Origin of the sequence: Corallococcus carmarthensis (assembly GCF_003611695.1) — a bacterium.
Taxonomy (GTDB): domain Bacteria; phylum Myxococcota; class Myxococcia; order Myxococcales; family Myxococcaceae; genus Corallococcus; species Corallococcus carmarthensis.
The window spans coordinates 1-9,211 of the sequence record NZ_RAWE01000302.1 but is presented as its reverse complement, the minus strand read 5'-3'; the positions used below and the strand labels follow the sequence as shown (position 1 = coordinate 9,211).

8 protein-coding genes and 1 pseudogene are annotated in these 9,211 nt (G+C 71.2%); 5 read left to right on the top strand and 4 right to left on the bottom strand.

Going from position 1 to position 9,211, the window contains the following annotated elements; genetic code table 11:
- Positions 1-151 precede the first annotated feature (151 nt).
- Positions 152-1,420, bottom strand: a complete 1,269-nt coding sequence (locus D7X32_RS40940) for a myxosortase-dependent phytase-like phosphatase (RefSeq protein ID WP_120607939.1) — start codon at positions 1,418-1,420, stop codon at positions 152-154.
- A 139-nt stretch (positions 1,421-1,559) separates the two neighbouring features.
- Here D7X32_RS40940 and gmd point away from each other — a divergent pair, with 139 nt between their 5' ends.
- The gene (gmd, locus tag D7X32_RS40935) at positions 1,560-2,531 is read left to right on the top strand and encodes a GDP-mannose 4,6-dehydratase (RefSeq protein WP_120607938.1); all 972 of its coding nucleotides are present in this window, start codon (positions 1,560-1,562) and stop codon (positions 2,529-2,531) included.
- Position 2,532: 1 nt separating this feature from the next.
- Positions 2,533-3,456, top strand: a complete 924-nt coding sequence (locus D7X32_RS40930) for a GDP-mannose 4,6-dehydratase (protein ID WP_120607937.1) — start codon at positions 2,533-2,535, stop codon at positions 3,454-3,456.
- Between the two features lie 18 nt (positions 3,457-3,474).
- On the opposite strand, the gene D7X32_RS40925 is transcribed toward D7X32_RS40930, so the two are convergent.
- Positions 3,475-4,209, bottom strand: coding sequence for a hypothetical protein (locus D7X32_RS40925; RefSeq protein WP_244239462.1), 735 nt, complete (start codon positions 4,207-4,209; stop codon positions 3,475-3,477).
- Positions 4,210-4,301: 92 nt separating this feature from the next.
- Here D7X32_RS40925 and ybiA point away from each other — a divergent pair, with 92 nt between their 5' ends.
- Entirely contained in the window at positions 4,302-4,814 is a 513-nt protein-coding gene (gene ybiA / locus D7X32_RS40920; protein WP_120607935.1) for a riboflavin biosynthesis intermediates N-glycosidase, read from the top strand.
- Here ybiA and D7X32_RS40915 read toward each other — a convergent pair.
- On the bottom strand, positions 4,804-5,361 hold the full coding sequence (locus D7X32_RS40915; RefSeq protein ID WP_147450476.1) for a hypothetical protein: 558 nt from the start codon (positions 5,359-5,361) through the stop codon (positions 4,804-4,806). The two genes, ybiA and D7X32_RS40915, sit on opposite strands and share 11 nt — an antisense overlap.
- 57 nt (positions 5,362-5,418) lie before the next feature.
- Complete coding sequence (locus D7X32_RS40910) at positions 5,419-6,528, bottom strand: glycosyltransferase family 4 protein (RefSeq protein ID WP_120607933.1); 1,110 nt, start codon at positions 6,526-6,528, stop codon at positions 5,419-5,421.
- 29 nt (positions 6,529-6,557) lie between these two features.
- Between D7X32_RS40910 and D7X32_RS40905 the strand changes: the two genes are divergently transcribed.
- Both D7X32_RS40905 and D7X32_RS40900 read left to right on the top strand, forming a co-directional pair.
- Positions 6,558-8,795, top strand: coding sequence for a glycosyltransferase family 4 protein (locus D7X32_RS40905; RefSeq protein ID WP_120607932.1), 2,238 nt, complete (start codon positions 6,558-6,560; stop codon positions 8,793-8,795).
- Positions 8,792-9,211 (top strand): annotated as a pseudogene (locus tag D7X32_RS40900) (hypothetical protein); the annotation flags it as partial. The gene D7X32_RS40905 and the pseudogene D7X32_RS40900, both read left to right, overlap by 4 nt.

Here is a 9,211-nt window from a genome sequence, read left to right as displayed (position 1 = left end):
GGGCTGGCGGGAGCGGGCGTCGGGCCGCCCTTGCAGGCGGAGACAAGCACCGCGAGCGCCAGGGCAGCGGAACGGAAGGAGCGCATGGGGCGCGCACTTCATCCCGCCCCCCTGTCGCTTTCAACCCGCTTCGCGTCTCGGTTCGCCGTCTTCAGCTCCGGCGACGGCGGCCCAGGAGCGCCATCGCCAGCAGGCCCAGCGTCGCAATGGCCGGCACGGACGTGCTGGTGCAGCCGCAGCCGCTGTCGTCGTCGGTCCCGCTGCCGCCACCGATGGGGTTCTGGTCTCCCGGATTGACGATGACACCGCCACCGCCGTCCTTGCCGGTGCCGGCGTCCTGGCCGGTGCCACCGTCCGCCTGCTGCCCCACGATGATCAACGGCGGAGAGAACGCGCGGGCCACGTTGCCCCAGGAAGTGAGCTTCAGGTTGTCACCCAGCGTGCTGCTGCTGACGCCGTCGTGCGCGACGAAGAGTCCTTCCGGGAAGGCGGTGCCCAACGGGCCGGAGAACGCCACCAGTCCGCGCGACTGCTCCACCCCGTCGGTACCGCCGTCCTGCACCAGTTGGAACGACCCCACCCGGCCCAGCGTGCGCCGGTCGAAGACGACGAAGGTGTTCGCGTTCGGATCCGTCGCCAGGAGGTAGCCGTCCGTCCCGGACGCTTCGTACAGCGCGAGGCGCCCCACGGACGTCAGGCCGCCGTCGCCCAGGCCCACCACCTGCGTGCCCGTCGTGCCCGCATCCGCGTCCGAGCCGTAGCGGTAGAGCCCCTGCCCCTGCTGCGCCACGTAGAGCGCGCGATACGCCGGGTCCACCACCAGCCCCAGCACGGCACCGGCCGGGATGTCCCGCAGCGGGGTCGCCGTCACGCCACCGTCGGTGGGCGTCAGCAGGAACTGCCGGAGGCCGCCGGCCGCAAGGCCTCCGAAGGCCTGGATGGACCCGTCGGCCCCGCGGGCCATGCGGACCGTCCCGTAGCTGACGCCTACATCCAGCGGGGACGCCGTGGGGGACAGGCGGGTGAGCCCGCCGCCATCCGCCGCCGCATCCATCACGTAGGGCACGAGCCCCGTGAGCGTGGGGTTGGCGCTGAGCACCAGCGACGCGGACGCACCGCCCGCCAGGGGGAAGCCGCCCAGGACGTCCACGCTCGCCGCCGTACCCTCGGTGATGGCCTGCACCTCCCCGCCGTCCAGGGCGTAGGTGAACAGGCCGTTGTTCTGGTCCGCCGTGATGAGTCGGCTGGCGGCCCGGTCGGCGGGGTTCACCCACAGGGCCACGTCGTTCACCGTGCCGCCCCCGGAGCGCGCCCCGGGCTGGGTCTGCACGGTGTAGGGCACTGCCACGGGGGCGGTTTGAGCCCCCGCCGCCGTGCTCACGAGCACGGCCGTCAACGCTGGGAGGGAGAGGTTGCGCATGGGCGGCTCCTGGGCAGGTCGCTCCCTACCTAGGCATAGGCCCGTTCCTGTTCAAGCTCCCTGAAACCCTGGGACTGTTGGCAGACGGCGAAAGCCTCGGGTACAACGAACAGCGTCTTCCAGCGAACAGACAAGGGCCATGGCCAAGCGCGCACTCATTACGGGCATCACGGGGCAGGACGGCAGCTATCTGGCGGAGCTGCTCCTCAAGAAGGGCTACGAGGTGCACGGCATGGTGCGCCGCTCCTCCGAGGAGAAGTTCGAGCGCATCGCGCACCTCCAGGGAAAGGTGCAGCTGCATCAGGGCGACCTGTTGGACCAGTTCTCGCTGGCGGCCCTGTTGAACCTCACCCAGCCGGACGAGGTCTACAACCTGGCGGCGCAGTCCTTCGTGCCCACCAGCTGGAACCAGCCGGTGCTCACCGGTGAGTTCACCGCGCTGGGCGTGACGAAGATGCTGGAGGCCATCCGCCACACCCGCCCGCAGGTGCGCTTCTACCAGGCGTCCTCCAGCGAGATGTTCGGCAAGGTGCTGGAGGTGCCGCAGTCGGAGGACACGCCCTTCTACCCGCGCAGCCCGTACGGCGTGGCGAAGGCGTACGGCCACCACATCACCGTGAACTACCGCGAGTCCTTCAAGCTCTTCGCGGTGAGCGGCATCCTCTTCAACCACGAGTCGCCCCGCCGCGGCCTGGAGTTCGTCACGCGCAAGGTCACGTACAACGTGGCGCGCATCAAGATGGGCCTCCAGGACACGCTGCCCATGGGCAACCTGGACGCCAAGCGCGACTGGGGCTTCGCGGGCGACTACGTGGACGCCATGTGGCGCATGCTCCAGCAGGAGACGCCGGAGGACTTCGTCGTCGCCACCAACGAGACGCACACCGTGCGGGAACTGGTGGAGATCGCCTTCGCGCGCGTGGGCCTGGACTACCAGAAGCACGTGAAGATCGACCCCGCGTTCGTGCGCCCCGCGGAGGTGGACCTGCTCATCGGCAAGTACGACAAGGCCAGGGAGAAGCTCGGCTGGGAGCCCACGGTGCGCTTCAAGCAGCTCGTGGAGATGATGGTCGACGCCGACCTGGAGCGGGTCAAGGCAGGGCAGCGGTAAGATGCGCGTCCTCGTCACGGGAGCGGATGGATTCGTCGGCCGGCATGCCTGCGCAGCCCTTCGGGCGGCCGGCGACGAGGTGGTGGAGGTGCACGGGCCTCGCGGCGAGGGCATCAGCAGCACCGCGCTGCACTTCGACATCGCCGACGAGGCGAAGGTCAAGGCAGCGGTCTCCGAGGTGAAGCCGGAAGCCGTGCTGCACCTGGCCGGCTTCAGCTCGGTGGCCAAGAGCCACCAGAACCCCGCGCGCGTCTTCGCGGTGAACACCATGGGCGTGGTGCACCTGCTCACCGCGCTGCGCGAGAGCGCCCCCAAGGCGCGCGTGCTGCTGGTGGGCTCCGGCGAGGTGTACGGCCCCGTCGCGGAAGGCACCCGCGCGGCGGAATCCCACCCGCACGTGCCGCTCAGCCCCTACGCCGCGTCGAAGTCCGCGGGGGAGCTGGCGGGCGAGCAGTTCTTCCGCAGCTACGGCATGGAGGTCATCCTCGCCCGGCCCTTCAACCACCTGGGCGCGGGGCAGGACCCGACCTTCGTGGTGCCTTCGTTCGCGGCGCAGATCCGCGCCATCGCGCTGGGCACGGTGGACCCCATCCTGCGCACGGGCAACCTGGACGCCATCCGGGACTTCTCCCACGTGAAGGACGTGGTGGACGCGTACCGGCTGCTGCTCCTCAAGGGCGAAGCGGGCCAGGCCTACAACGTGGGCAGCGGCGAGGGCCGCACCATCCGGAGCCTGCTGGAGGAGATGCTCCAGCTGTCCGGCGTGCAGGCGCGCATCGAGCTGGACCCCGCGCGGCTGCGCCCCTCCGACATCCCCAGCCTCGTGGCCGACACGGCCAAATTGCGCGCGCTGGGCTGGACCCCGAAGCTCGCCGTCGCGGACGCGCTGCGCGACGTGCTGGGCCCCAAGGTGGGCGCGCACTGACGCCCCGCTGGCCGCGCCTCAAGTGGGGCGCGCCAGCGACTGCCACGCCTCCAGGCGCCGGTCCAACGCGGTGAGGGCCCACAGGTCCGCCGCGTTGCCCGGCGTCACGGCGGTCAGGTCCCGCTGGAGGAACTCGCGGGCCTTCACCTCGCCCCACTCCGACAGGATGCGCAGCGCCATCAGCGACGGCTTGCGCGCGACGAGCCGCAAGAGGACGTCCGCCACGCGAGGGCTTCGCTCCGCGTCCGCCAGCCGCTGCACGGCTTCGTGACGGGCATCCGGCGTGGAGTCCTCCGCCTCCAGGGGCGCGGCCAGCTCCTCGAAGCGCGCTTCGTCCAAGAGCGCCGCGGGACGCCGGCTCTCCCAGTGCTCCACCGTCACGGTGGTGCGGCCCTTCGCCACGCACTCGCGGCGGATGCCGTCGTTCTTGAGCACGTCCAGCACCCGCTCCGGCGCGGGCGTGCCGCCCTCCACCGTGCGCAGCGCGCGCTGCGACAGCATGGGGGACTGGCCCAGCAGGTGCGTGCGCAGCACCGTGGCCTCCACCGTCTTCTCACCGCCGGGCGGCACGCGGTCCCACTTGAGGAACACCTCCGCGATGCCGCGCTCGCGCACGTACCAGCGGTACTCCAGCCACACCGCTCCACCCCGCTCCGCGAAGCGCGGGTCCGAGGGCTCATGGAGGCGGGGCGCGCCCTCCCGCGTGCCGGAGAAACAACGGTCCAACAGCTTCTGGGCTTCTTGAAGTCGCATGGGGAGCGGGCGGCCATTGTACGGGCCTGCGTCAGGTTCCTCCATCGCCGCACGTTCGTGTCATAACTACACCAAGACTTCAGGAGGCTGGGATGGGCACCACGTCGACGCAGCGGTTCACGTTCTTCTGGAAGGAGGACTCCTTCTTCTCGCAGTGGCACCCGTCCGCGTTCGAAGTGGAGGGCGTGCGCTACACCTGCGCGGAGCAGTACATGATGGCGGGCAAGGCGCGCCTGTTCGGCGACACGCGCGTGCTGGAGCAGATGCTGCGCGCCGCCACGCCCAAGCAGCACAAGGCGCTGGGCCGCAAGGTGAGCCCGTTCGACGCGGCCCTCTGGGAGCGCGAGCGCGAGCGCATCGTCTACGAGGGCAACCACGCGAAGTTCACCCAGCACCGGCACCTCCTGGAGGCGCTGCTCGCCACGGCGGGCACGGAGCTGGTGGAGGCCAGCCCCCTGGACCGCATCTGGGGCGTGGGGCTCTCCGCGGAGGACCCGCGCATCCAGGACCCCGCGACGTGGCGGGGGCTCAACCTGCTGGGCAAGGTGCTGACGCGCCTGCGCGAGGACCTCCTCGCGCAGGGGCATGCGCCGGTCAGAACTTGAAGCTGGCGGACTGCTCCGGCACGCCGTTGAAGTCCAGGTGGAGCGTGGCGTGGTCGCCGTGGCCCTTCTCGCTCCACTCCTGCTTCAGCGTGGACAAGTCGAACGCCAGGTCCTTGTAGACCAGCGCCTTGCACCGGTCGCTGTTCGAATCGTGAATCAGCGTGAGCTCCGCGCGAGGCTCGCCCGCCGCCGTCTTCGTGAAGCGCCCGTCCCACGCGAGGCCATAGCGGTGCTCCTTGCAGCCGCCGCCATGGCGGACGTGGAGCGTCAGCACGTTGCCCTTCACGCTCTGCGATTCGATGAAGAGCGGATCGCGGGGCGCGGGCGTCTCCGTGACCTCCAGGGGCATGACGATGGCCGGCTCCTGGCCCTCCGCCTCCGCCGCGGGTGACGGGGCCTTCTTCTCCGGGGGCGTCACGGGGGTGGGCGGCGCCTCCTGCTCGGCGGCCGGGACAGGCTCCTGCGCCTCATCCTTGCGCGCCGCGTTCGACCCCGCGCACCCGAGCAGCATTCCGCAGACGATTCCACTCCACACGAGCAGTCGCATGTTCCTCCAGGAGGCCCTCGCGGGCCGGTTGGCGTGACGCCCCTTCCACCGGACAGCCTACCGGTGGCGCAGCGCCGCATCGTAAGCGGCCCGCGTCCCTTCCGCGGTGCGGGCCCAGGTGAACTTCGCGGCCTGCCGCTGGCCCGCTTCCGACAGCGCGCGGCGCTCCTCCGGCGAACGCAGGAGCCGGTCGATGACCGCCGCCAGCCCCTCCGCGTCGTCCGGATCCACCGCGGGCGCGGCGCTCCCGCACACCTCCGGCAGCGAGCCCGCGGTGGACACCACCGTGGGCGTGCCCAGGCGCATGGCCTCCAGGGGCGGCAGGCCAAAGCCCTCGTAGCGCGAGGGGAAGACGAACAGCGCCGCGCGGCGCATCAGCGCGTAGAAGATGGCGGGCGTCTGGTAGCCCAGGGCCCGCACGTCCAGCCCTTCCGAGCGCAGCCGCGCGATGCGCGTCTCCACCGTGCCGGAGCCGAACCAGCTCTGTCCCGCGAGCACGAGCGTGAAGGGCCGGCCGCGCGCGTGCATCCGCTCCTGCGCGTCCAGCACCAGGTCCACGTTCTTGCGCACGTCGAGCGAGCCCGCGTACAGCACGTAGTCCTTCGGCAGGTTGAGCGCGTGGAGGAACTCCTCGTCCGCCGCGTCCAGCGGGGCCGCGTTCACGTGGTCCACGCCGTTGGGCACCACCACGGTGCGCGGCTCCACCTGGGGGAAGCGGCGCACCAGGTCCTGGCGCGTGCACTCGCTGATGCACACCAGCCGGTCCGCGAGCATCAGGCTGCGCGCGAGCCACAGCCGGAACTGCCAGCGGAACGGCGTGGAGACGGTGTGCGGCAAATCCAACGGCACCAGGTCGTGCACGGTGAGCACGTAGGCGGTGCCCGGCGTGCGCCGCAGCGGCAGGTTGAAGTTGCTGAGCGCGTGGTAGACGGGCGGCGGTGACGCCTTGAGCAGCTTGGGCAGCGTGGCCAGCGTCCACGGCGTCCGCTTCTGGACGCCTCGCGGGTGCTCACCGGACTTGCGCGCGCCCATCCGGTCCAGGTGGACGCCCTGGGCCTGGAGCGCCTCCGCGAGGCAGCGGGTGTACAGGCCAATGCCGGTGGTGGGCTCGTCCCACAGGGTGGCGTCGAAGGCGATGGGTCCGGGGGTCGACACGGGCCGCCTCATACCATGCCGTGTGGTACATACGGCCCCCCATGGCGGTCCATCAGTTGATCCCAAACTTCGGCCCCGGCGACGCCTCCGGTCAGGCCGCGCTGCACCTGCAACTCCTGCTGCGCCGCATGGGGCACGTGGGGGACATCTTCGCGGAGGAGGTCGCGGGAGGACTGCAGGGCCTGGCCCGGCACGTCTTCACGCTGAAGCCGAAGCCAGAGGACCTGGTGCTGTACCACCACGGCATCGCGTCGCCGCTGAGCGGGCGGCTGATGCACATGGACTGCAAGAAGGGCGTGGTGTTCCACAACATCAGCCCCGCGCGCTTCTACCGCGACACGCCGCTGGAGCACGCGCTGGTCGCGGGCCGCGCGCAGGTCGCCGCGTTGGCGCCCTTCCTGGACGTGTCCATCGGGGACTCGGACTTCAACTGCGAGGAGCTGCGCGTCGCGGGCCACCGCAACGTGCACACGGTGCAGCTCTTCATCGAGAAGGAGCGCTTCGCCGCGTCCGTGGCGGATGCGAAGAAGCTCGCGGAGCTGTCCGGGCCCGGCCCCACCCTGGTGTCGGTGAGCCGGGTGATGCCGCACAAGCGCTTCGAGGACCTGCTCGCGCTGCACCGGGAGCTCTTGCGCATCCGGCCCCAGGCGCGCCTGCTCATCGTGGGTGGCTACGAGCCGGGCAGCCGCTACTTCAAGCTGCTCCAGCGCCAGATGAAGGACCTGAGCGGGGTGCACTTCCTGGGGCGCCTGTCGCATCCGGAGCTGGTGGCCGTGTACCGCTCCGCGTCCGTGTTCGTGTCCATGAGCGAGCATGAGGGCTTCAGCGTGCCCATCATCGAGGCCATGGCCTCCGAGGTCCCGGTGCTCGCGTACGCGGCGGCGGCGGTGCCGGAGACGCTGGGCGGCGCGGGCATCGCGTTCGACCAGAAGCGCTACGCGTTCCTCGCGGAGCTGGCGGTGGACCTGAGCGAGGACCGCGACCTGCGCAAGGCGGTGCTCGACGGCCAGGCGCGAAGGCTCCAGCACTTCTCCCCTTCCGCCGCGCAGGTGTCGCTGGCGCGCGCGCTGGAGGGCGTGGTGGCGCCGCCGCCCCGTCCGCGCAAGGCCCCGGCCAAGCGGCCGCGCGTGGCGCTGGTGGTGCAGCGCTACGGCGAGGTGACGGGCGGCGCGGAGAGCCACGCCGCGCAGGTGGCGGAGCACCTGGCGCCGCACTGGGATGTCACGGTGGTGACGACCTGCGCGAAGAACCACCTGTCGTGGGAGAACGCCTTCCCGCCCGGCGAGGACCGGATCGGCCGCGCGAAGGTGCTGCGCTTCCCGGTGACGCGCTCGCGCAACATCCACGCGTTCAACGGCCTGTCCAGGGAGGTGTTCGGCCACGGCAACGAGCGCCTGCGCGAGGAGCAGTGGGTGGCCGAGCAGGGCCCGCTGAGCCCCGGGCTGCTGGAGCACCTGGCCACCACGCAGGACCTGTACGACGGCTACCTGTTCTTCACGTACCTCTACGCGCCCACGGCGTGGGGCCTGCCGCTGGTGTCGGACCGCGCGATGCTGGTGCCCACCGCGCACGACGAGCCGCCCATCCGCTTCGGCGTCTACGGGGACGTGTTCAACCGGCCGCGGGTGCTCATGTGCAACACGCCGGAGGAGATCGCCATGCTCGGGCGCTTCCATCCGAACCATGCGCGGGCGCGCGTGGTGGGCGTGGGCGTGGACGCGCTGCCGGCGGTGCCCGACCGCTTCCGGGCGAAGTACGGCGTGCACGGCCGCTACCTGCTCTACGTGGGCCGGCTGGAGCCGGGCAAGGGCGTGCCGGACCTGCTGACGTTCCACCGCAAGCTGCGGGCGAGCTACCAGGATGCGCCGGAGCTGGTGCTCGCGGGCGAAGCGCACATGGACGTGAGCGGCGAGGGCGTGCGGCACGTAGGGCGCATTTCCGAACAGGACAAGCACGACGCGCTGGCGGGAGCGCTGGCGGTGGTGGTTCCGTCGAAGTTCGAGAGCCTGTCGCTGCTGACGCTGGAGGCGTTCGCGCAGGGGACGCCGGTGCTGGTGAACGGGCACTCGGAGGTGCTGGTGGGACAGGTGGAGCGCAGTGGCGCGGGCCGGGTGTACCGGGGGCTGGCGTCGTTCATCGAAGGGCTGCGCGAGGTGGGCGAGTCCCGGGACGCGATGGGCCAGCGGGCCCGCATCTACGCGCAGCGGCACACGTGGCCCCAGGTGGTCGCGGCGTACCGGGAAGAGATGGCGCGCATCGTGGAGGAGACACACCGATGAAGCTGCTCGGACGGGACATTCCCACGGGGGCCCTGGTGGCCCGCATCGAGGAGCGGCTGCGCGTGCGCGGGCTGCCCACGTCGGAGCCGGCGGAGGTGCCGGAGGACGGCGTGGAGCCACGCGTGGATCCGCTGACGTTCAACATGCACTCGCTGGAGGAGAACGCGGACACGACGCGAGCCCTGCCACTGCACACGCACCGCGCCGGAATGGGCCAGGCGGTGCTGCTGGCCAAGTGGGCCTTCCGCAAGACGTGCCAGGTGTTGATCAACGAGACCCTGGGTCGGCAGCGCGTGTTCAACGGACTGGTGCGTGACTCCTACGCCCAGCTCTCCGCGGAGGTCCTCCGGCTGCGCCGGGAGGTGGACACGCTGAGGGCCCAGGCCGCGAAGGCACAGCCGCAGGAAGTCCCCAGG

Coding starts and splice junctions, on each gene's coding strand:
- D7X32_RS40930 (WP_120607937.1), top strand. CDS start 2,533: ATGCGCGTCCTCGTCACGGGAGCGGATGGATTCGTCGGCCGGCATGCC.
- D7X32_RS40915 (WP_147450476.1), bottom strand. CDS start 5,361: ATGCGACTGCTCGTGTGGAGTGGAATCGTCTGCGGAATGCTGCTCGGG.
- D7X32_RS40940 (WP_120607939.1), bottom strand. CDS start 1,420: ATGCGCAACCTCTCCCTCCCAGCGTTGACGGCCGTGCTCGTGAGCACG.
- D7X32_RS40910 (WP_120607933.1), bottom strand. CDS start 6,528: ATGAGGCGGCCCGTGTCGACCCCCGGACCCATCGCCTTCGACGCCACC.
- ybiA (WP_120607935.1), top strand. CDS start 4,302: ATGGGCACCACGTCGACGCAGCGGTTCACGTTCTTCTGGAAGGAGGAC.
- gmd (WP_120607938.1), top strand. CDS start 1,560: ATGGCCAAGCGCGCACTCATTACGGGCATCACGGGGCAGGACGGCAGC.
- D7X32_RS40925 (WP_244239462.1), bottom strand. CDS start 4,209: ATGCGACTTCAAGAAGCCCAGAAGCTGTTGGACCGTTGTTTCTCCGGC.
- D7X32_RS40905 (WP_120607932.1), top strand. CDS start 6,558: ATGGCGGTCCATCAGTTGATCCCAAACTTCGGCCCCGGCGACGCCTCC.